Annotated in this window: 17 protein-coding genes; 13 read left to right on the forward strand and 4 right to left on the reverse strand. The window is 61.7% G+C overall.

Annotated elements, in window-relative coordinates:
• The first annotated feature begins 59 nt into the window (after nucleotides 1–59).
• From PLAV_RS01960 to PLAV_RS18635, 4 genes are all read left to right on the forward strand, one after another.
• Nucleotides 60–2,249 carry a copper-transporting P-type ATPase gene (locus tag PLAV_RS01960; protein WP_011995299.1) on the forward strand — a complete coding sequence of 730 codons (2,190 nt, stop codon included), beginning with the start codon at nucleotides 60–62 and terminating at the stop codon, nucleotides 2,247–2,249.
• A gap of 81 nt (nucleotides 2,250–2,330) precedes the next feature.
• Nucleotides 2,331–3,587 carry an XRE family transcriptional regulator gene (locus PLAV_RS01965; protein ID WP_245545201.1) on the forward strand — a complete coding sequence of 419 codons (1,257 nt, stop codon included), beginning with the start codon at nucleotides 2,331–2,333 and terminating at the stop codon, nucleotides 3,585–3,587.
• An 11-nt stretch (nucleotides 3,588–3,598) separates the two neighbouring features.
• The gene (locus PLAV_RS01970; RefSeq protein ID WP_011995301.1) at nucleotides 3,599–4,711 is read left to right on the forward strand and encodes a beta family protein; all 1,113 of its coding nucleotides are present in this window, start codon (nucleotides 3,599–3,601) and stop codon (nucleotides 4,709–4,711) included.
• A 62-nt stretch (nucleotides 4,712–4,773) separates the two neighbouring features.
• Complete coding sequence (locus tag PLAV_RS18635) at nucleotides 4,774–5,460, forward strand: TetR/AcrR family transcriptional regulator (protein WP_168713168.1); 687 nt, start codon at nucleotides 4,774–4,776, stop codon at nucleotides 5,458–5,460.
• Nucleotides 5,461–5,834: 374 nt separating this feature from the next.
• Here PLAV_RS18635 and PLAV_RS01980 read toward each other — a convergent pair whose 3' ends face one another.
• The 3 genes from PLAV_RS01980 to PLAV_RS01990 form a co-directional block, all read right to left on the reverse strand.
• Nucleotides 5,835–6,725 carry an alpha/beta fold hydrolase gene (locus PLAV_RS01980; protein WP_041536206.1) on the reverse strand — a complete coding sequence of 297 codons (891 nt, stop codon included), beginning with the start codon at nucleotides 6,723–6,725 and terminating at the stop codon, nucleotides 5,835–5,837.
• A gap of 262 nt (nucleotides 6,726–6,987) precedes the next feature.
• Entirely contained in the window at nucleotides 6,988–8,022 is a 1,035-nt protein-coding gene (locus tag PLAV_RS01985) for a TerC family protein (protein WP_049767841.1), read from the reverse strand.
• A gap of 483 nt (nucleotides 8,023–8,505) precedes the next feature.
• On the reverse strand, nucleotides 8,506–9,345 hold the full coding sequence (locus tag PLAV_RS01990) for an SDR family NAD(P)-dependent oxidoreductase (protein WP_011995305.1): 840 nt from the start codon (nucleotides 9,343–9,345) through the stop codon (nucleotides 8,506–8,508).
• 160 nt (nucleotides 9,346–9,505) lie between these two features.
• Between PLAV_RS01990 and PLAV_RS01995 the strand changes: the two genes are divergently transcribed.
• The 8 genes from PLAV_RS01995 to phoB all read left to right on the forward strand — a co-directional run bounded on the left by PLAV_RS01995 (nucleotide 9,506) and on the right by phoB (nucleotide 18,495).
• A complete protein-coding gene (locus tag PLAV_RS01995) occupies nucleotides 9,506–10,723 on the forward strand; it encodes an acyl-CoA dehydrogenase family protein (RefSeq protein WP_011995306.1) in 1,218 nt (405 codons plus the stop codon).
• Between the two features lie 11 nt (nucleotides 10,724–10,734).
• Nucleotides 10,735–12,072 (forward strand): ATP-binding protein, encoded by a 1,338-nt coding sequence (locus tag PLAV_RS02000; RefSeq protein WP_011995307.1) that lies wholly within the window; start codon nucleotides 10,735–10,737, stop codon nucleotides 12,070–12,072.
• Nucleotides 12,073–12,258: 186 nt separating this feature from the next.
• Nucleotides 12,259–13,302 (forward strand): substrate-binding domain-containing protein, encoded by a 1,044-nt coding sequence (locus PLAV_RS02005; RefSeq protein WP_041535803.1) that lies wholly within the window; start codon nucleotides 12,259–12,261, stop codon nucleotides 13,300–13,302.
• A gap of 75 nt (nucleotides 13,303–13,377) precedes the next feature.
• Entirely contained in the window at nucleotides 13,378–14,757 is a 1,380-nt protein-coding gene (pstC, locus tag PLAV_RS02010; protein WP_011995309.1) for a phosphate ABC transporter permease subunit PstC, read from the forward strand.
• Entirely contained in the window at nucleotides 14,750–16,042 is a 1,293-nt protein-coding gene (gene pstA / locus PLAV_RS02015; RefSeq protein WP_011995310.1) for a phosphate ABC transporter permease PstA, read from the forward strand. The genes pstC and pstA overlap by 8 nt, the downstream gene beginning before the upstream one ends.
• 67 nt (nucleotides 16,043–16,109) lie before the next feature.
• The gene (gene pstB, locus PLAV_RS02020; protein WP_245545261.1) at nucleotides 16,110–16,898 is read left to right on the forward strand and encodes a phosphate ABC transporter ATP-binding protein PstB; all 789 of its coding nucleotides are present in this window, start codon (nucleotides 16,110–16,112) and stop codon (nucleotides 16,896–16,898) included.
• Between the two features lie 44 nt (nucleotides 16,899–16,942).
• On the forward strand, nucleotides 16,943–17,659 hold the full coding sequence (phoU, locus tag PLAV_RS02025) for a phosphate signaling complex protein PhoU (RefSeq protein WP_011995312.1): 717 nt from the start codon (nucleotides 16,943–16,945) through the stop codon (nucleotides 17,657–17,659).
• A gap of 140 nt (nucleotides 17,660–17,799) precedes the next feature.
• Complete coding sequence (phoB, locus tag PLAV_RS02030; RefSeq protein WP_041535804.1) at nucleotides 17,800–18,495, forward strand: phosphate regulon transcriptional regulator PhoB; 696 nt, start codon at nucleotides 17,800–17,802, stop codon at nucleotides 18,493–18,495.
• Nucleotides 18,496–18,612: 117 nt separating this feature from the next.
• Here the strand turns inward: phoB and PLAV_RS02035 are convergent, their stop codons facing one another.
• A complete protein-coding gene (locus PLAV_RS02035; protein ID WP_011995314.1) occupies nucleotides 18,613–19,128 on the reverse strand; it encodes a GcrA family cell cycle regulator in 516 nt (171 codons plus the stop codon).
• 359 nt (nucleotides 19,129–19,487) lie between these two features.
• Between PLAV_RS02035 and PLAV_RS02040 the strand changes: the two genes are divergently transcribed.
• Nucleotides 19,488–20,297 (forward strand): ABC transporter permease, encoded by an 810-nt coding sequence (locus PLAV_RS02040; RefSeq protein ID WP_041535805.1) that lies wholly within the window; start codon nucleotides 19,488–19,490, stop codon nucleotides 20,295–20,297.
• Nucleotides 20,298–20,360 lie beyond the last annotated feature (63 nt).

The raw sequence follows: 20,360 nt of genomic DNA on the forward strand, positions 1-20,360 counted from the left end.
AAGCCCCATATTCGCCTCACAGGCAATTCGCAAACAAGCTGGAAAGCTCCGGAGCCCCGATGAACACCGAAAACGCCCCCGCCTCCTGCTGCCACACCCATGGCCATGCCCACGCCCACACGCCGAAGCCCGCCGCCCCCGGCAGCAAATATACCTGCCCCATGCACCCGGAGATCGTGGCGGACGGTCCCGGTTCCTGCCCCATCTGCGGCATGGCGCTGGAACCCATGACCGTCTCGCGCGACAAGCCCGAGAATGAAGAGCTGAAGGACATGACGCGCCGGTTCTGGGTCGCTGCCATCCTCGCAGCTCCCCTCTTCGCCATGGAAATGGGCAGCCACCTCCTCGGCCTCCACATCCCCTTGAGCCCCGCCGCCTCCGGCTGGCTGCAACTGGCGCTGGCGACGCCCGTGGTCCTCTGGGCGGGCTGGCCCTTCTTCGTCCGTGGCCTCGCCTCGCTCCGCACCATGAACCTCAACATGTTCACGCTGATCGCCATGGGCACCGGCGCGGCTTATGTCTATTCGCTCGCCGCCATCCTCGCCCCCGGCATTTTCCCGCCCGCCTTCCGCGATGCGCATGGCGCCGTGCCGCTCTATTTCGAGGCCGCCGCAATCATCACCGTCCTCGTCCTGCTCGGCCAGGTGCTGGAACTCCGCGCCCGCGAGCGCACCGGCGACGCGCTCCGCGCCCTTCTCGACCTTGCCCCCCGCACCGCCCGCCGTGTCGTGAATGGCGCGGATGAAGAAGTCCCCCTCGAAGAAATCGCGAAAGGCGACACACTCCGCGTCCGCCCCGGCGAGCGCGTCCCCGTCGATGGCGAACTGATCGAAGGCCGCAGTGCGGTCGATGAATCCATGATCACCGGCGAACCGCTCCCCGTCGAAAAGGAACCCGGCGCCCGCCTCATCGCCGGCACGTTGAACGGCTCCGGCAGCTTCCTCATGCGCGCCGAAGGCATCGGCGAGGAAACCATGCTCGCCCGCATCGTCGCCCTCGTCGCGGAGGCAGGCCGCTCGCGCGCGCCCATTCAAGGATTGGCCGACAAGGTCGCCGCCATCTTCGTCCCCGCCGTCATCGCCGTCGCCATCCTCGCCTTCGCCGCATGGAGCCTCTTCGGCCCCGCGCCCGCCCTCGCTCACGCGCTGGTCGCCGCCGTCTCGGTCCTCATCATCGCCTGTCCCTGCGCGCTCGGCCTCGCCACGCCCATGTCCATCATGGTGGCGACGGGGCGGGGCGCCTCGCTCGGCGTGCTGATCCGCAATGCCGCCGCGCTGGAGCGCCTGGAAAAGGTCGACACGCTGGTCATCGACAAGACAGGCACCATCACCGAAGGGAAACCCGTGCTCAAGGCGCTGGAGCCCGCGCCCGGCTTCACCCGCGCGGAGCTTCTCCACCTCGCCGCCAGTCTCGAGCGCGGCAGCGAACATCCCCTCGCCGCCGCCATCGTCTCAGCCGCTGAAGCCGAAGGCCTGAAACTGACGGACACGGAAGATTTCGACGCCCCCTCCGGCAAGGGCGTCGTGGGCACTGTCGAGGGCCGCCGCGTCGCGCTCGGCAATCCCGTGCTGATGCGCGAGCTGAACCTGGACACATCCCCGCTCGCCCCCCGCGCCGACGCGCTGCGCGACACCGGCGCCACCGTGGTCTTCCTCGCGGTCGATGGCGCGCTGGCGGGCCTCGCCGCCGTCGCCGACCCGATAAAGCCCACCAGCGCCCAGGCCCTCGCGGGCCTCCGCGCGCTCGGTATCCGCATCGTCATGCTGACAGGCGACGGCCGCCGCACCGCCGAAGCCGTGGCGCGCGAAATCGGCATCGCCGAAGTCGAAGCCGAAATCCTGCCCGAGCAGAAAAGCGAAACCGTGAAGCGCCTTCAGGCCGAGGGCCGCATCGTCGCCATGGCCGGCGACGGCATCAACGACGCCCCCGCGCTGGCGGCGGCCGATGTCGGCATCGCGATGGGCACGGGAACCGACATCGCCATGGAGTCCGCCGGCGTCACGCTGGTGAAGGGCGACCTGACCGGCATCCTCCGCGCCCGCGAGCTCAGCCAGGCCACCATGCGCAACATCCGCCAAAACCTCTTCTTCGCCTTCGCCTACAACGCCGCCGGCGTGCCCATAGCGGCCGGACTTCTCTATCCCGTGTTCGGACTATTACTGAGCCCCGTCTTCGCGGCAGCGGCCATGTCGCTGTCGTCCGTGTCGGTGATCGGGAATGCGTTGCGGTTGAGAAGGGTGAGGCTCTAAGAACCGTTGAAATTAAGCTTTTTGCCGGCGCACCTTGAACACAACATAAATGTTGTGTATAGCTTGTCCATGGCTATCGGTATGATTCTCAACGAACGCGAACTTAAAGAAGCGCGCGCAAAAATTTCCGCCCTTAATGAGGCGTTGTCCTCGGAGCGGGCTTTGGAGCCTATGGTTGCAGGGCTTCCACCTGAAGTTGTGCTTCAGGTGACGCACGCCCTAAAGGCTGAGCGCAAAGAACTAACATCCTCCGTAGAAGCTTATGAGCAAGCTAAGGACGACGGAAATTATAAGAACATGCGCCAAAAGGCCGGTGGTGATCCCGGCCTGGCCTTAATTGTTGCGCGAATTGCTAGAGGGCTAACTCAGCGTGATTTGGCGTGGAGGCTTGGCCTTAAAGAACAGCAAGTACAACGGTATGAAGCTGATCGGTACAGTACTATTAGCTTGAAGAATTACACCAAGATTGCCCTTCTGCTTGGTGTCCAGTTGCGCGCCGACATTCAGGAATTTGGCGGTCTCGACCAAGTGATAGAGAATGTTTCAAAACAAAGTATACGGAAGATTCTTAGTCACGGGCGCCAACACGGATGGTTTTCTGAGGAAAATGACGAACAGGAACTTCGTAAGCTAATCGCGGAGAACCGCATTGATTTTGGCAGCCCGTCCTTGTTGCGCACAGGGTTAAACGTCAAAGACTACAGCGAAGATATTTTGCTTCATGCTTGGCGTGCGCGGGTCTCGAATAGGGCGCAGGAAATAATTGATGCGAGTCGTCCAGAGTTTGAGCCGTTAGAGCTGACTTGGCTCTCCGATTTGGTGAAGCTAAGTGTTCATGAAGCGGGGCCACTAGAAGCGCAGAACATGCTCTTGCAGCATGGAATAATTCTGGTGGTCGAACCGCAGATTCCCGGCCTTGCAATTGATGGAGCCGCTTTTTTGCAAGGAGATGTTCCGGTCATCGGGATGACCATCCGAAAAGACTCCATTGACAATTTTTGGTTCACGCTTCTGCACGAGCTGGCACATGTGCTTCTCCATTATCGAATGGGGTTGGCGGTTGGATTTTTCGATCAAATAGAAGCGGAATCAGTGGATGCTATGGAGGCAGAGGCTGATGCATTCGCGTCAAGCATCTTGATACCGGACGAACTATGGCGTCGATCATCGGCAAGAATAGCTCAGTCACCTACAGTGATTGAGAAATTTGCAGCTGAACTTGGGATACACGCTTCAATAGTGTTTGGCAGAATTAGAAAAGAAAGAAACGACTACTCAATTTTTTCACAGAAAATTGGGGGAAAAAAAGTGCGTACTCTGTTCGTGTCTTCAACGTAAGGACAAGAGCTATGTTTACTTATTACCCTAGTGTGCGTTTTAAGCAGGGAGAGCGGTACGCGCTCTACAGGATGCCTCAGGATATGAAGCGTCATGTTGAGCCGCGGCTCATCGCTCCTCCCATAAAGGAGTACGACCCGGAGTTGGGAAGGATTCCTACCCTTGATGAAGTCATTTATCTGACGGGGGAGAGAATCGGCAAGCATTGGCCAATAGGGCGAGCATTCTTGGATCTTAGCTTTATAGCGGATGAAGTCGGTGAAGTTGGAATAAAGCGAATTTTGGAGCTTGCTCAAATCCGCAATCAGGAGATCGTTCCTGTTGCAACTTTGCGCGACCTTCAAAACCCTTCGCTTCGCGATGTGCGTGGGAAGGGAAAAATAAAACTAGCTGTTTTGGTTGGATACGAAGAGGTCGAAGTCGAGTCCGTCCGCAACGCACTTAAAGAGGCGGGGCTTGATGCTTCCGATTGCGTTATCTTTCTAGATTTTAAAGGGGCTCCTCTAAAGCCCGAAATTGCTGCGGGAGCAGTTGCGTCGATATTTGATACCGCAAACGAAATCGGCAGGTGGCAGCGTATAGTCTTTCAAGCATCAAACTTCCCCTCAAAGAATCCGGCTGGACACGGAGAAAGTGTGCTAATTCCCCGCGACGAGTGGTCCGCTTTCCATGCGGCGATGCTTGAATGTGGTGTCGCACCTGAGCGAGTTGGCTATGGAGACTTTGCTGCGGATAGTTCCGAGATTAAATTTCCAAAAAAGAAAAAGAAGGGCGGGGGAGGTCGTGCAATCCGTCATCTTCGGTACGCAACAGCTACGCATTGGTTCGTCGTTCGGGCGCAATCTGAGGGTTGTGACGCTGATCTGATGCGAGACGTTTGTCAGCGGATTTCAAACAGCGTCCATTATGAAGGGCGCTCGTTTTCTTACGCGGATAACCGGATATTTTTGGTGGGGCAGGCGAAGGTAGGTCCGGGAACTGCATCTATGTGGCGCGAGTGGAATACTCTTCACCACATTACTCGTGTCGTCCGCGATTTGGGGGCTATGGCGGGGGTGCAATTCGCAGATCGGCCGGTGATCGAAGAGCCGGAACAGCAGCTGCTATTTCCTTTGAATGCTTGATGGCCGGTGGGGTAGCTAAGTCCCCCCTTGCCCTCCCTAATGCCCTTCATTACGCTGCCGGTATGAGTAAACTTGACAGCCCCGACAAGACCTCCCGGCGCGGCGATACGCGCGCGCGTTTGATGGAGGCGGCCGAGCGCCTGTTTGGCGAGCGGGGGCTTCATGCCGTCACGCTGAAGGAGATCAACGCCGAAGCCGGCCAGCGCAACGAGTCCGCGCTGCATTATCACTTCGGCTCCAAGCAGCGTCTGGTCCAGGCCATTCTCGATGCCCGCGTCGGCGCCATCGACAAGCGCCGCGCGGCGCGCATCGACGCGCTCATCGAGGCGGGCGGCGCGGACGACCTCCACGCGATCCTGCGCGCGACCTTCGAGCCGCTCACCGGCCTTCTCGACACGGAGGAGGGCGTGCGCTTTGTGCGCTTCGCGGCGCAGGTGCTCAACGATCCCGATTTCGATCTGCCGACGGTGGCGCTCCGCAGCGGCTTCCAGGGCATCACGCGCGCCAACGCGCTCATTATTTCGGTGCTCGCCGAGCTGCCGCCCGAAATCGCCATCCAGCGCCAGCGCCTGATGATCGAAATGGCGCTCACCTCGCTCGCCATCTGGACCCGCCGTCCCGACGCAACGGCGAACGCCGCGGCCCGCGCCTTCTTCGTCGCCTCCCTCTTCGACGCCATAGCCGGCGCCCTCACAGCCCCCGTCTCCGAAGAAACGCTGGCGGCGCTGAAGGAAGCCTCGAAAAATTAAAAGCGCAGTGGTCCCTTCCCACCCTCCCCTTGGGGGAGGGTCGAAAAATTCCCTATGAATTTTTCTGGGCGGGGTCAGGGCGCAACCAAACCCTCAGCCAAAAGATCAAATAAAAATTGTCATCCCGGCGAAAGCCGGGACCCAATCCACGTTGATGCTTGCTCCATCGCTCCGTGCATCATTCTGCGATGCGCCGCGCATAGCCGCCCTTGCTGAGGGAACCAATGGGTCCCGGCTCCTGTCCCGGCGAAAGCCGGGATCACCGGGATGACATTTGTTTAGTCTTCTTTCATTCTTCGCGCCGAAGGCGCAACCAATCTTCTCTTCTCCGCGGCTCTGCGCCTCTGCGTGAGAAGGCCTTTTCTTCCTTCCTCCTACTCCGCCAGAAATTCATCCGTCAGCCGCAGGAACTCGTCCAGCTTGTCATGCTGCACCCAGTGCCCCGCGCCTTCGACGGCCACCACCTTCGCATTCTGGAAATGCTTCGCCCGTCCGTCCGCCACCGGGTCGCTCGCCCAGCTTTCCGTGCCGCGGATCAAGAGCGTCGGGCAGGTGATGCGGCCCCAGAGCTTCGTCGAGGTTTCCTCGTCGAAGCCCATCGGCGAAAAGGCGCGCACGTAATTGTCGAATTTCCAACTGTAAGTGCCGTCCTCGTTCTGGTTCACGCCATGCACGGTAAGGTGCCGCGCCCGTTCCGGCGAGAGATGCGGGTTTTCCTCCTGCATCCGCTTGTAGGCATCCTCGATCGAGTCATAGCGGCGCGGCTGGCGCGACGAGAGCTTGCGCACCTCGTCGATCCAGTTGCGGATGCGCTGGTCGGCCGATATTTCCTTCCGCTCACTGAGCATTTTGGGCGAGGGCCCCAGCCCCTCGATCACGATGAGCTTCTTCACCGTCTCGGGATAAAGCCCCGCATAGCGCAGCGCCACCGCGCCGCCCATCGAATGCGCGATGATGGTCAGCGGCGCCAGCCCCTTCTGGTGGATCAGTTGCGCGATGTCATAGACGTAATCGTTGAGCTCATAGCCGCTCCCCACCATCCACTGGCTGTCGCCATGCCCGCGCAAATCCGGCGCGATGATGTGATAGCGGTCGCGCATCGCCTGCGCCGTCCAGTCCCAGTTCCGGCAATGGTCGCGCCCGCCATGCACCATCAGCAAGGGCGGCGCCCCCTCGTTCCCCCAGTCCACATAATGAAGCCGAAGCCGCTGCGAAAAATAAACGCGCGATGCGGGGCCGATGAGCTGGGCGTTCTGATCCGTCATGAAATCCATCCGTTTGGGGGAAGTCCCGAAGAATATCCCGCCCAACTCCGAATGACAAAATCGGAGCGTCCTCTGCCAAAAACCAAAAAACAATTGTCATCCCGGCGAAAGCCGGGACCCATTGGGTCCCTCAGCAAGAGCGGCTATGCGCGGCGCATCGCAGAATGATGCATGGGGCGATGGAGCAAGCATCAACGTGGATTGGGTCCCGGCTTCCGCCGGGATGACATTCTTTGGTTGTTGGGGCCGCCACATCCGGACCTCACGCGCGAGGATGCGAACCCTCATCCTCCGCGCAAAACGGCGTCTCGCCCCGCGTCCGCCACATCGAATAGGCGACGCCGCCCGCCAGCAGCACCGCCGTCACGCCGAGCGAGATCGCCGGCGGAATTTTCGCGATGTCCAGCATGTCGGCCACCACGATCTTCGAGCCGATGAAGATCAGCACAAGTGCGATCGCGTGTTTGAGATAGCGGAACCGCTCGATGGTGGCGGCGAGCGCAAAATAGAGCGCGCGCAGCCCGAGGATCGCGAAGACATTGCTCGTATAGACGATATAGGCATCCGTCGTGATGGCGAAGATCGCGGGCACGGAGTCGACCGCGAAAATGACATCCGCCACCTCGATCACGACAAGCGCGAGAAAGAGCGGCGTGATGAAGAGCACCGTCTTGCCTTCGCGGTCCGCCGGCCGCTTCACGAAGAAGCGGTCGCCATGCAGCCGCTTCGTCACGCGGAAGTTCCGCCGCATGAAGCCGATGACGGCGTGTTCCTCTTCCGCCTGGTCCGCCTCGCCGGCAAAGAGCATCCGGAAGCCGCTATAGACGAGGAAGGCGGCGAAGAACCAGAGGATCCATTCGAACCGCTCCACCAGCGTCGCGCCGAGCCCGATCATGATGCCGCGCAGCACGATCACGCCGAGAATGCCCCAGAAGAGAACGCGGTGCTGATATTCGCGCGGGATCGCGAGATGCGCGAAGATCATCGCGATGACGAAAAGATTGTCGACCGCGAGGCTCTTCTCGATCACGAAGCCGGTCAGATATTTGAGCCCGCTATCCGGCCCCATCCACCACCAGACGAAGCCGCCAAAGGCGAGCCCGAGACATATATAGAAAGCGGAGAGTTTCAGGCTCTCCGAAACGCCGATCGCATGCTGCTTGCGATGGAACACGCCGAGGTCGAGCGCCAGCAGCGAAATGACAAGCGCGATGAAGCCCGCCCACATCCAAATGGGCTTGCCGAGAAAAAACAGAAACAGGAAATCCGGGAGGTCCAATTCGGGGCGCTCTTCCATGCCATCCGCGAAGATGAACAATGCCGACATGGCGGGGGTGGAAGCCGTCAGAGGGGCCCGGTCATTGTGTATGGCCCATTAGGTCGTACAGGCGGGCGTCTTTGTCAACGGACTTGTCCCCCTGTGCCCCTGCCTGCACCCCCGGGGACAAGTTTTCCGCGCTTTTTTCGTCCCCCGCGCCGCCCGGGCGGGATAAGGATCCGGTTGCCCTTATCCCCGGATGCCCCGTCCGGCACCCCCGGGGACAAGATGCCGGAGGATTTTTAACCTTCCGCCGGCGAGTGAGGCGGGCGGGGACAAGTCGTCCTGGCGTCCCCCTCCGCGACCTCCTGAGACACCCCGAAAACGCTTCGTGACGGTTCGGTGACAGTTTGATGACAGTCACCGCAAAACCGGGGATAAATGGCCCCCGAAACGGGGATAACCGGGCTCGTTTCAGGGCGGGGATAAGCCGCTTTGCTCTGTAGGCGGAGCGTTGTTTCCCTATCTCGCGTCCGCGCCTCCGGCAAGCGGGCTGCCCTCGCCGCGGAACATGATGCGGCCATAGGAAACCGGCATAAGCCGTTGCAGCCAATCGACAATTTTCGCATCCACGCCGATCAGGATGCGGGGGCGATTGCGCGCGATTCCGTTCACGATGATCTCGCCCGCGCGTTCCGGCGTCGTCCTTGCGATCCTGTCGAAGCCCGACGCCGCCTCCTCGCGCACCGTCGCCTGCGTACTCTGCAGAAAACGGGCATTACGGACGATATTGGTTTTGATACCACCCGGATGCACACAGGAAACCTTTATTTCCGTGCCTTTCATCTCGTGCCGCAGTGCTTCGGTGAAACCGCGAATGGCAAACTTCGCGGAGTTGTAGGCGGCTTGCGTCGGCACCGAGATCAATCCGAAAATGCTCGACACATTGACGATGTGTCCGCCGCCCTTCGCCTGCAGTTGCGGAAGGAAAGCTTTGGTGCCGTAGACCATGCCCCAGAAGTCGATATTCATCACCCATTCGAAATCGTCATAGGCAAGCTCGTCCACCCGCGCGATCTGCGCCACGCCCGCATTGTTGATGACGATGTCCGCGCCGCCATGCGACGCCTCGATCTCCTGCGCGAAAGCGTAAACCGCGTCCCTGTCGGCGACGTCGACGAGATAGGTCGTGACCTTCGCGCCCAGCGCCTCGATCCGCGCCGCCGTCTCCGCAAGCCCGTCCCTGTCGAGATCCGAAATCGCAAGCCGCGCACCACGCTTTGCAAGCGCAAGCGCCGTGCCCCGCCCGATGCCGCTCGCCGCTCCCGTCACCACCGCCAGTTTGCCGTCGATCGCCGTCATGCCGCTTCTGCCTCGCTGAGCATATGTAAATCCGGCGCTAGACTACGGGAATTCATGCGAATGTCACGTAGCGTCCATCTGCTTTTCGCAAGCCGTTGGACCTCCCGCGCCGCTCCCCTCTATGCTGGCTCAAACAAAATGATCCGAGGGAGAACATCCAATGCAGGTGCAGCCGATTCCGGGGCTTGAAGACGGTATCAACGACATCCGGCTCATGACAGCAAAGATCGTTACAGAAGACATCATCCCCGCGGAGCCGCTCCTTTACAAAGGTGGCGAAGAGGCCGAGGTCGTCCGTGCCGGGATCAAGACGAAAGTAAAGGAACAAGGCCTGTGGGCGCCGCACCTGCCGGAAGATTACGGCGGCATGGGTATCGGCTTTCTGAAGCACGCCTACATGAACGAGATCATGGCCTGGTCGCCTTTCTCCGCGCGTCTCTTCGGCGTCGTCGCGCCCAATTCCGGCAATCAGAAAATCCTGCTGAAATATGGAACGCCCGAGCAGAAGAAGAAGTGGCTCGAGCCGCTCATCGCGGGCGATATTGAGAGCTGCTTCTCCATGACGGAACCGGACCAGCCGGGCTCGGACCCTTACGCGATCCAGACCCGCGCCGTGAAGGACGGCGATCATTGGGTCATCAACGGCCACAAGTGGTTTACCTCGAATGGCCGCGGGGCCGATATTGCGATCGTCATGTGCCGCACCGAAGAAAAGGACGGCAAGGGTGGCGTCAAGGACAAGATGACCCAGATCATCGTGCCGATGACGACGCCCGGCGTGAATATTGTCCGCTCCGTTCCCGTCTGGGGCCACACGCATGGCGACCACTGTGAGATCAAATACGAAAATGTTCGCGTGCCGCTCGAAAACCAGCTCGGCCGCACCGGCACCGGCCATCAGGCCGCGCAGGACCGCTTGGGCGAGGGCCGCGTCTTCCACTGCATGAATTCGATCGGCCAGATGTGGCGCGCCTTCGATATGATGTGCAAACGCGCCATTTCACGAGACGTGCATGGCGGCAAGCTGGAATCGAAGCAGTTCATCCAGGGCTTCATCGCCGACAGCTACATGGATATTCAGGCCGCGCGCCTAATGACCATTCATTGCGCACACCAGATGGAGGAAGGCAGCGCCGCCCGCGTCGATATCTCTGCGATCAAGATCTTCGTGCCCGCCGCTTTCGAACGTGTGGTCGACAGGGCGATCCAGGTTCACGGCGCGCTTGGCGTCTCGGGCGATACGCCCCTTGCCGGCATGTTTCAGGGCGCGCGCACGCTTCGCCTCGCGGATGGCCCGGACGAAGTTCATCGGATTGTCATCGCGAAATCGGTGCTCAAGTGCTACCACGAGGGTATGAGCTGGGATTTCGGCGTATAATCGGGAACGACATGGCGGCGGCGGACGAGCATTCGAAGGCGGACATCAGCCGAAAGAGGTTGCGTGATCTTGTTTCCCGCTGGACCGGCACCCGCACTTTTATCGTGTCGGCTGCCATCGTTTTTCTGGTGCTGGTCCTTTTCGATGGCGTGCATCCGATCGCCGCTTTCGTTTCATTCCTCTTTCTCGCAGGTGTCGCGGTCAGCCGGTGGATCGCGGTTGGAGAGACGACACCCATCCGCATCGGCTCCGATACCGGTGACAGCCGCTTGCCGGCTTTCGCATCGGGTGGCACTGCACTCGCGCTCCTCAACCGGCTACCCGACCCGTTGATCGTGCTGGACGGCACGGGCCGCGTCCTCTTCGCGAATGTGGCCGCCGAAGCGCTTGTCGGTACCGCCTCCACAGGCCGTCATGTCGCCACCGTGCTTCGCAGTGCGCCGCTCGTCACGGCTATCGACGGCGTAATCGCGGACGGCAAGGCACGCAGCATCGAATATACGGTGCCAGTGCCTGTGCAGCGCAATTACACAGCGATGGTGTCCGTCATAGCGGATACCGGAACACCATCTCCGTCCTCATCGAAAACAATCTTCATGCTGCTGCGCGATATAACCGAGGCGCGCCGCATCGAAGCCATGCGTGCCGATTTTGTCGCCTTCGCGAGCCATGAATTGAAAACGCCGCTCGCCTCGCTCTCCGGCTTCATCGACACATTGCGCGGCCACGCCAAGGATGATCCGGAAGCACGCGACAAGTTCCTCGGTATCATGTCCGACCAGGCGACGCGCATGCGCCACCTGATCGATGATCTGCTCTCGCTTTCGCGCATTGAACTGCGCGAACATGTCCGCCCGTCCGATGCTGTCGATCTTTTCTCTGTCGTCAACGATATTGCGGATGGCCTGACGCCGCTCTCCGAGCGGTACGAAGTCGAGATCGGCATCCATGCGCCGGCCGGCCTTCCTCTCGTGCGCGGCGACCGGGAGGAACTCGGCCAGGTGATTCAGAACCTCGCAGAAAATGCGCTTCGTTACGGCCGCACCGGCAAGCGGATCGAAATTTCTCTCGCCCCCGATCAGAAGGGCGGTCGCCCTTACGTGCGTCTCACCGTCCGCGATTTCGGCCCCGGAATCGCGAAGGAACACATACCCCGCCTCACCGAACGCTTCTATCGAGTCGATCCTGCGGCGAGCCGTGCGAAGGGGGGGACGGGGTTGGGGTTGGCGATTGTGAAGCATATTGTGAACCGGCATGAGGGCACCCTGACGATTGAGAGCGAGCTTGGTCAAGGCTCTGTTTTCTCTGTGCTTTTGCCGATTTTTGCCGCCCCCGCCGCGGCGAAATAAGCCCCCGAAACCCCCGACCGTCGCAAAACTGTCATCGAACCGTCGTAAAGCTTTTGCGACGGCCCGCTAGCGTCCGCCCGCCTGAAGGTTAAGCCACATGGAATTCATCCTCGAATTCGATCAAAGGCTCGGGCGCGCTGGGGGGCTGATGTGGTTGCCCGGTGCCCGGCATTCACAAACTGGAGAATGAACGTGAAATTCAAAACCCTGACGATGGCCGCGACGGTTGCCGTCGCTGCCCTTTCGGTGGCAGGCGTTGCGCACGCCCGCGACCAGATCCAAGTTGTTGGCTCGTCCACCGTGTTCCCCTTCTCGCAGGCTGCCGCCGAGCAGTTCGCGAATGAAACGGGCAGCCCCGCTCCGGTCGTCGAATCGACGGGCACCGGCGGCGGCATGAAGATCTTCTGCGGCGGCGTCGGCACCGGCCACCCGGACGTGACGGGCGCCTCGCGCGCGATGAAGCTGTCGGAATACGAACTCTGCACGTCGAACGGCGTGACCGACATCACGGAAGTCCTGCTCGGTTTCGACGGCCTGTCGATGGCCGTTTCGCGCAACGGCCAGCAGCTCGACCTGACGAAGAAGCAGCTCTTCCAGGCGCTTGCCGACAAGGTTGAAGTCGACGGCAAGCTCGTCGCGAACCCCTACAAGAAGTGGTCGGACATCGACCCCTCGCTCCCGAACGTGGCGATCTCCGTCATGGGCCCGCCCCCCACCTCCGGCACGCGCGACGCCTGGGTCGAACTCGTGATGGAAGAGGGCTGCAAGGAATTCCCCGCCATCGAAGCGCTCGACAAGGATGCCCACAAGGAAGCCTGCCAGCGCATGCGTACCGACGGCCCGTTCATCGAAGCCGGCGAAAACGACAACCTGATCGTGCAGCGCCTCGAATCCGATCCGACCTCCTACGGCATCTTCGGCTACTCGTTCCTGTATGAAAACCAGGACAAGCTGCAGCCGGTGAAGATCGAAGGTGTTGCGCCCAACGAAGAGACGATCGCGGACGGCTCCTACAAGATCTCCCGCCCGATCTTCTTCTACGTGAAGAACGCTCATCGCGGCGTGATCCCCGGCCTCAACGAGTTCGTGGCCGAGTACACGAGCGACGAAGCCATGGGCACCGGCGGCTATCTCGAAGAGCGCGGCCTGATCCCGCTCGCCGACGACCGCCGTGCCGAAGTGCAGAAGGCCGCGAAGGACGCGACCAACATGCCGGCGCCGAAGAAGTAAGACGACATCTCACCCGGCGCTTTCGGGCGCCGGGTGATCTTCGCCCTTGTGAATTCCTCCATCGGGACCATCGGAATGTCCGCCATCACACTTCTCCTGATCGTCCTGACGCTCTCGGCATTCGGCTATCTCTGGGGCCGCGGACGCGCGGGCACGCTGAAGCGCGCCGGCGCCGGTCTCCACTCCATACCCGCCTATCACGGCTACTTCGTTGCTCTTTCCTGCGGCCTTCCCGCCTTTCTCATCGTGCTGACATGGATCGCGGCGGAAACCTCCGTCATCGACCAGATCGTTCTTGCCGGCCTTCCGGCCTATATCACCGAGGGTATCGAAGCCTCGCGCATCTCGCTCATTCTGAGCGAGATCAAGAGCGTGGCTGCCGGCCGTATCTTCGGCACGCCCGATCCCGCGATCATAGAAGCCGCCGAACGCTACAACTCGCTGCAAAACATTGCCTCTCTCGCAATGGTGGTCTGCACGCTTGCCGCCGCCATCGCCGGAATGGTTTTCGCCCGTTCGCGCCTCTCGCCGGAATTCCGCGCCCGTAACCGCGTGGACGGCATCCTGCGCTGGCTGCTCATCATCTCCTCCATCCTCGCGATCCTGACCACGCTCGGCATCATCCTGTCGCTTGTGATCGAAAGCATCGCCTTCTTCTCCCGCGTACCGGTCCTGTCGTTCCTCTTCGGCATGGAATGGAGCCCGCAAACGGCGATCCGCGCCGACCAGGTCGCCTCGGCGGGAGCCTTCGGCGCGGTGCCGGTCTTCTGGGGCACGATCTTCATCAGCGCCATCGCGATGTTCGTCGCCCTGCCGGTTGGGCTCTTCTCGGCGATTTATCTTGTGGAATATGCCGACACCCGCGTCCGCTCCGTCGTGAAGCCGCTGCTGGAAATTCTCGCGGGCATCCCAACCATCGTCTATGGCTTCTTCGCCATTCTGACCGTCGCGCCCATGATCCGCGAATTCGGCACTTCCCTCGGCCTCGACGTCGCGTCGAACAGCGCGCTTGCCGCCGGTGGCGTCATGGGCATCATGATCATTCCCTTCATTTCCTCTTTCGCGGATGATGCGATCTCGGCCGTGCCGCAATCGCTGCGCGACGGAGCCTACGCACTCGGCGCCACCAAGGCGGAAACCATCCGCCAGGTGCTGCTGCCCGCCGCACTGCCCGGTATTGTCGGCGGTGTCCTGCTCGCGGTGAGCCGCGCCATCGGCGAAACCATGATCGTCGTCATGGCCGCCGGCCTCATGGCGAAGCTGACGCTCAATCCGCTTGAAGGCGTCACCACCATTACCGTGCAGATCGTGACGCTGCTGATCGGCGACACTGAATTCGACAGTCCGAAGACGCTAGCGGCTTTCGGCCTGGGCCTCGTCCTCTTCCTCTCGACCCTCGCGCTCAACATCGTCGCGCTCCAGGTCGTCAAGCGCTATCGGGAACGCTATGAGTGAGAAAACCACGGCTGCCGCGGCGGCCAAGACAAATGCATGGTACGAGCCGGATGCAAGGCTGAAGCGCCGTTATGCCGCGGACAAGCGGCTGCGTCTCTACGGCGTCGCGGCCATCCTCTTCGCTCTCGGTATGCTGGCGACGCTGGTCCTCACCATCGCCTCGACCGCAATTCCGGCGATAACCCAGACGATGGTAACGCTCGACGTCGAACTGCCTGCGGAGGCAATCGACGCCGCGAACCCGCGCGAGGCGAACTATCAGAAGTTCATAAACGACGCCATCGCCCGGATGTTTCCCGAAGTCGACACGCCGCGTGAAATGCGCGAGCTGCGCCAGCTCTTCACCAGCAGCGCGCAATACCAGCTTCGCGACCGGGTGATAGAAGATCCTTCGATGATCGGTTCGACCGTTGCTTTTACCTTTCCGCTGTCGGACATCGGCGACCAGCTTCACAAGGGCGGCATCGACCGCGACCTGCCGCGCGACCAGCGCCGGATCAGCGACGACCAGATCGGCTGGTATGACAGGCTGGTGGAGCAGGACAGGATTTCGACGCCCTTCAACTGGGGGCTGCTGACCAACGCCGACAGCCGCTTTCCGGAACTTGCGGGGCTTTGGGGCGCGCTTGTCGGATCGTTCTATGCGCTGCTGATCTGCTTTCTCATCAGCTTCCCGGTGGGTATTTCCGCAGCCGTCTATCTGGAGGAATTCGCGCCGAAGAACCGCTGGACGGACCTCATCGAGGTCAACATCAACAATCTGGCCGCCGTGCCTTCCATCGTCTTCGGCTTGCTCGGCCTTGCGGTTTTCCTGAACTTTTTCGGCATGCCGCGCTCCGCGCCCATCGTCGGCGGCCTTGTTCTGTCGCTGATGACGCTGCCCACCATCATCATCGCGACACGCGCGGCGCTCAAGGCCGTGCCGCCCTCGATCCGCGAGGCCGCGATCGGGGTCGGCGCCTCGAAAATGCAGACGGTGGCCCATCATGTGCTGCCGCTCGCCATGCCGGGCATCCTCACGGGCACCATTATCGGCCTGGCCCAGGCGCTGGGCGAGACGGCGCCCCTCCTTCTGATCGGCATGAACGCATTTATCACCGCTGCCCCGGACAGCATGTTTAATCCGTCGACGGCCTTGCCGACACAGATCTACATCTGGGCGGACAGTCCGGAGCGCGGGTTCACGTCGCGCACCTCGGCGGCCATCGTCGTTCTGCTCGGTTTTCTGGTCTGCATGAACGCGATCGCGATCTATATGCGCAAACGGTTTGAGAAGAGGTGGTGATATGACTGTGCTCGATACCTCCGAAGCGTCAGGAATGATTATGAACAAGACAGCGGAAAGCGCCGGCATGCTCGCGGAAACGGTCCGCGCCGGCGAGCACGAAGTCAAGATCGCCGCCGATAACGTGTCCGTCTTCTATGGAGAGAAGCAGGCGCTTTTCGACGTGACGATCGACATTCCCGCCCGCCAGGTCATGGCCTTTATCGGGCCGTCCGGCTGCGGCAAGTCGACCTTCCTGCGCTGCATCAACCGCATGAACGACACGATCGACATCTGCAGCGTGACAGGGACCATCCTGATCGACGGCGCAAATATCTACGATGCGAAGATCGACCCCGTGCTGCTGCGCGCGCGTATTGGCATGGTCTTCCAGAAGCCCAACCCGTTTCCGAAGTCGATCTACGACAATATTTCATATGGGCCCCGCATCCACGGACATGCAAAGGCGGGCTCGGAGATGGATGAAATCGTCGAGACGAGCCTGCGCCGCGCGGGGCTCTGGAACGAAGTGAAGGATCGCCTCAAGGAGCCGGGCACCGGCCTGTCCGGCGGCCAGCAGCAGCGCCTCTGCATTGCCCGCGCGATTGCCGTGAACCCGGACGTGATCCTTATGGACGAACCCTGCTCCGCGCTCGATCCGATCGCGACGGCGAAGGTCGAGGAACTGATCGACGAACTGCGCGAACGCTACACTATCGTCATCGTCACGCATTCGATGCAGCAGGCGGCGCGCGTTTCACAGAAAGCCGCCTTCTTCCATCTCGGCAAACTGGTCGAAGTCGACGAGACGGAACGCATGTTCACCAATCCCTCGGATCAACGCACGCAGGATTACATTACCGGCCGCTTCGGCTGATCGATGCGGATGTATCTGCCAAGAGGCCAACAGGAGAACCGGCTGTGACCCAGCATATCGTGAAGTCGTTTCAGGAAGAGCTCGACGGGCTTTCCGCGCAGATCGCCCAGATGGGCGGGCTGACGGAGGCGCAGTTGCAAGCCGCAATCGAAGCCGTGGTGAAGCGCGACACGCAGCTTGCGGAACGCACCATCCGCGAGGACCAGCGCATCGACACGCTGGAGGCCGAGATCGAGAACCAAGCCATCCGCCTCATCGCGCTGCGCCAGCCCATGGCGGCGGACCTGCGCGAGGCCATCGCGGCGATCAAGATTTCGATCGACCTCGAACGCATCGGCGACCTCGCGAAGAACATCGCCAAGCGCGCCATGGTTCTGCAGAACGATTTCGAGGGCGCGAACCGGCTCATCCAGGGCATCTCGCGCATGGGGCGCCTTGCCCAGCGCCAGCTCAAGCAGGTGCTCGACGCCTATTCGAACCGCGAGGCGCAGGCGGCCATGGAGGTATGGCGCGACGACGAGGAAATCGACGCGATGTACAATTCGGTCTTCCGCGAGCTTCTCACCTACATGATGGAAGATCCCCGGACCATCGGCGTCTCGACGCATCTGCTTTTCATTGCGAAGAACATCGAGCGTATCGGCGACCACGCCACCAATATCGCCGAAACCGTCGGCTACCTCGTCACCGGCGAATGGGTTCATGACGAGCGCCCGAAAGGCGATACGACCAGCACCACCGCCGTTCACAGCGGCAGTTAAAGGAGGCTTGTGCGGCAATGGCAATAACAACACTTGCCCGTCGTGGCGAACAGGGCCACGCTTTGGACTTGGAACAGATTCGGCCTGAGACCGCTCACACAGAGCAGGGTCAGCCTGAGCGCAGCCAGTTCGAACGCAGAATGAAACCGAGCGTCATGATCGTCGAGGATGAAGAAGCGTTGCTGACGCTGCTTCAGTACAATCTCGACAAGGAAGGCTACAAGGTCATCACCGCCGCCGATGGCGAGGAGGCGGACCTGCTTATCCGCGAGACGACCCCCGACCTTATCCTGCTCGACTGGATGCTGCCGGGCCTCTCCGGCATCGAGCTTTGCCGCCGCCTGCGCGGCCGCCCCGAAACCCGCAATGTGCCGATCATCATGATTACGGCGCGCGGCGAGGAAACGGACCGCATTCGCGGCCTCGATATCGGCGCCGACGACTATGTAACGAAGCCCTTCTCGATGACGGAACTGCTGGCGCGCATCCGCGCCGTCATGCGCCGCATCCGGCCGGCCCTCACGGAAGACCTCGTGACCTTTGGCGACATCGTGATCGACCGCGCCGCCCACCGGGTGCGCAGGGGCGACCGCGAGGTCCATCTCGGCCCGACCGAATACCGCCTGCTCGATCACCTGATCCAGCATCCCGGCCGGGTCTTCAGCCGCGAGCAATTGCTGGATACGGTCTGGGGCTCGGATGTCTATGTCGAAGCCCGCACCGTCGACGTTCATGTCGGCCGGCTGCGCAAGGCGCTTAACGACAAGGGCGAGAAAGACCCGATCCGCACGGTCCGTTCCGCCGGCTACTCGCTGGACGAGCAGTTCCACGAATAGGCCGGCCTAACGAAAAGCAGGCATCCATGGGCCCATGGATGCCTGCTCCTTCCCCTCCTGGGCCCCCCGACCTGTCCCCCACCCGCCTTTAGGGGGACAGTGGAGCCGGAAAAACGCTCAGCTTACCAGCCGGTCCCTGCGCATCCGGTCGCGCTCGCGGTTCCGCCGCGCCTGCGCCGGCTGATAGGCCATGCGCGCATGTTCGGTGCAGTAGGGCGCGCCATGTTCGGCACCCCGGCCGCAGAAATGAAAGCCCGGCCGGCCCGGATCGCCGATCGGCCATTTGCAGGTATGTTCCGTGAGGGTGAGGACGGTCGCGCGCTGGATCGGCTCGAGGCCGCGTTCCTCGACATGGGCGGCTTCGGCGCGCTCGGCCGCCGCCTCGCGCTGGCGCTCGTCGCCGCGCGCTTCCGCCGTCAGCGGGTCCGGACGGCCGCGCACCAGCGTGCGGGGCGCCGGGGCGCGCGAGCGGGCAGGGCGGCTGGGCGTGGCGCGGCCTGACAATCCGAGGCGATGCACCTTGCCGATCACCGCATTGCGGGTCACGCCGCCGAGCTGCTTGGCGACCTGGCTGGCGCTCAGGCCTTCGGCCCAGAGCTTCTTCAGCAGTTCCACGCGTTCATCGGTCCACATGATGGTACTCCCCTTGGGGCCGGTTTCCGGCCCGGTTGGACGCCCGGTCCCGAACAACCCGGCATCAGCCCTGAAATCCGGCCCTGTCTCGCCCTTTACGGGTTTTGGCACCCCACTAGATTTCGTAGGCGTTAACCGGAAGTATACAATATCAGGGGGCAAAACCGCAACCGGCAGGGCTTCCGCACCGCCCCTTATCCACAGAAAAGAGCGATCGCGGCGGCACCAGCGCCCTTGTATGGGGCTTTCCGGGGCCTCACATGGGCGGCAGGGCCGGTTCCGGCTCTCCCCCTTCCCGCATTGCCCGGCAGGCCGCTCTGGCGTATGCCTCGGCCCCTGAAGCATCAGAAGAGGAAGCCATGAGCCTCACGCCCTATCCCGAGGAAGGTGCCCGCCGTTTCGGGGCGGTGAACTGGCTGGGCGTCTGGACGCTCTATCTGAAGGAAGTGCGCCGCTTCTGGAAGGTGATGACCCAGACCATCGCCGCGCCCGTCATCACCACGCTCCTCTATCTGGCGATTTTCGCGCTCGCCATCGGCAAGTTCCGGCCAGATGTGCATGGCGTGCCCTTCATCGAGTTCCTGGCGCCGGGCCTCGTCATGATGACCATGATCCAGAATGCCTTCGCCAATACCTCGTCCTCGATCCTGATTTCGAAGATCCAGGGCAATATCGTCGATGTGCTGATGCCGCCCCTGTCGCCGGGCGAGCTCAATTTCGGCATCGCCATGGCGGGGGTGACGCGCGGGCTGCTGTGCGGCGCCGTGACGACCATTGCCATGCTGCCCTTCGTGCATATGGGCATCGAACACGCATGGGCCATCATCTTCTACGCTGTCGGCGCCTCGCTGATGCTGTCGCTGCTCGGCATGCTGGGCGGCATCTGGTCGGAGAAGTTCGACCATCTGCAGGCGGTGACGAACTTCGTCATCCTGCCGCTGACCTTCCTTTCGGGCACCTTCTATTCGGTGACGCAACTCCCCGATCTCGCCCATGAAGTGACGAAGTGGAACCCGGTTTTCTACCTGATCGACGGCTTCCGCTATGGCGTCACCGGCCATGCCGACGGATCGCTGGCAACGGGCGTCGCGCTCGTGCTGGGGATCAACCTGGCGCTCTGGGTGATCTGCCACATGCTGTTCCGCACCGGCTACCGGCTGAAGGCGTGAGGGCGGGCCGGAAAGGGCGGGAGAGGGCGGCGGGGAGCGATTGACAGACCCGCCCCCTCGCCG

Origin of the sequence: Parvibaculum lavamentivorans DS-1 (assembly GCF_000017565.1) — a bacterium.
Taxonomy (GTDB): Bacteria; Pseudomonadota; Alphaproteobacteria; order Parvibaculales; family Parvibaculaceae; genus Parvibaculum; species Parvibaculum lavamentivorans.

Bases quoted from the DNA above. Each gene is read 5' to 3' on its own strand.
- PLAV_RS01960 (WP_011995299.1), top strand. From the start codon at position 60: ATGAACACCGAAAACGCCCCCGCCTCCTGCTGCCACACCCATGGCCAT.
- PLAV_RS01965 (WP_245545201.1), top strand. From the start codon at position 2,331: ATGATTCTCAACGAACGCGAACTTAAAGAAGCGCGCGCAAAAATTTCC.
- PLAV_RS01970 (WP_011995301.1), top strand. From the start codon at position 3,599: ATGTTTACTTATTACCCTAGTGTGCGTTTTAAGCAGGGAGAGCGGTAC.
- PLAV_RS18635 (WP_168713168.1), top strand. From the start codon at position 4,774: ATGAGTAAACTTGACAGCCCCGACAAGACCTCCCGGCGCGGCGATACG.
- PLAV_RS01980 (WP_041536206.1), bottom strand. From the start codon at position 6,725: ATGACGGATCAGAACGCCCAGCTCATCGGCCCCGCATCGCGCGTTTAT.
- PLAV_RS01985 (WP_049767841.1), bottom strand. From the start codon at position 8,022: ATGGAAGAGCGCCCCGAATTGGACCTCCCGGATTTCCTGTTTCTGTTT.
- PLAV_RS01990 (WP_011995305.1), bottom strand. From the start codon at position 9,345: ATGACGGCGATCGACGGCAAACTGGCGGTGGTGACGGGAGCGGCGAGC.
- PLAV_RS01995 (WP_011995306.1), top strand. From the start codon at position 9,506: ATGCAGGTGCAGCCGATTCCGGGGCTTGAAGACGGTATCAACGACATC.
- PLAV_RS02000 (WP_011995307.1), top strand. From the start codon at position 10,735: ATGGCGGCGGCGGACGAGCATTCGAAGGCGGACATCAGCCGAAAGAGG.
- PLAV_RS02005 (WP_041535803.1), top strand. From the start codon at position 12,259: ATGAACGTGAAATTCAAAACCCTGACGATGGCCGCGACGGTTGCCGTC.
- pstC (WP_011995309.1), top strand. From the start codon at position 13,378: ATGTCCGCCATCACACTTCTCCTGATCGTCCTGACGCTCTCGGCATTC.
- pstA (WP_011995310.1), top strand. From the start codon at position 14,750: ATGAGTGAGAAAACCACGGCTGCCGCGGCGGCCAAGACAAATGCATGG.
- pstB (WP_245545261.1), top strand. From the start codon at position 16,110: ATGCTCGCGGAAACGGTCCGCGCCGGCGAGCACGAAGTCAAGATCGCC.
- phoB (WP_041535804.1), top strand. From the start codon at position 17,800: ATGAAACCGAGCGTCATGATCGTCGAGGATGAAGAAGCGTTGCTGACG.
- PLAV_RS02035 (WP_011995314.1), bottom strand. From the start codon at position 19,128: ATGTGGACCGATGAACGCGTGGAACTGCTGAAGAAGCTCTGGGCCGAA.
- PLAV_RS02040 (WP_041535805.1), top strand. From the start codon at position 19,488: ATGAGCCTCACGCCCTATCCCGAGGAAGGTGCCCGCCGTTTCGGGGCG.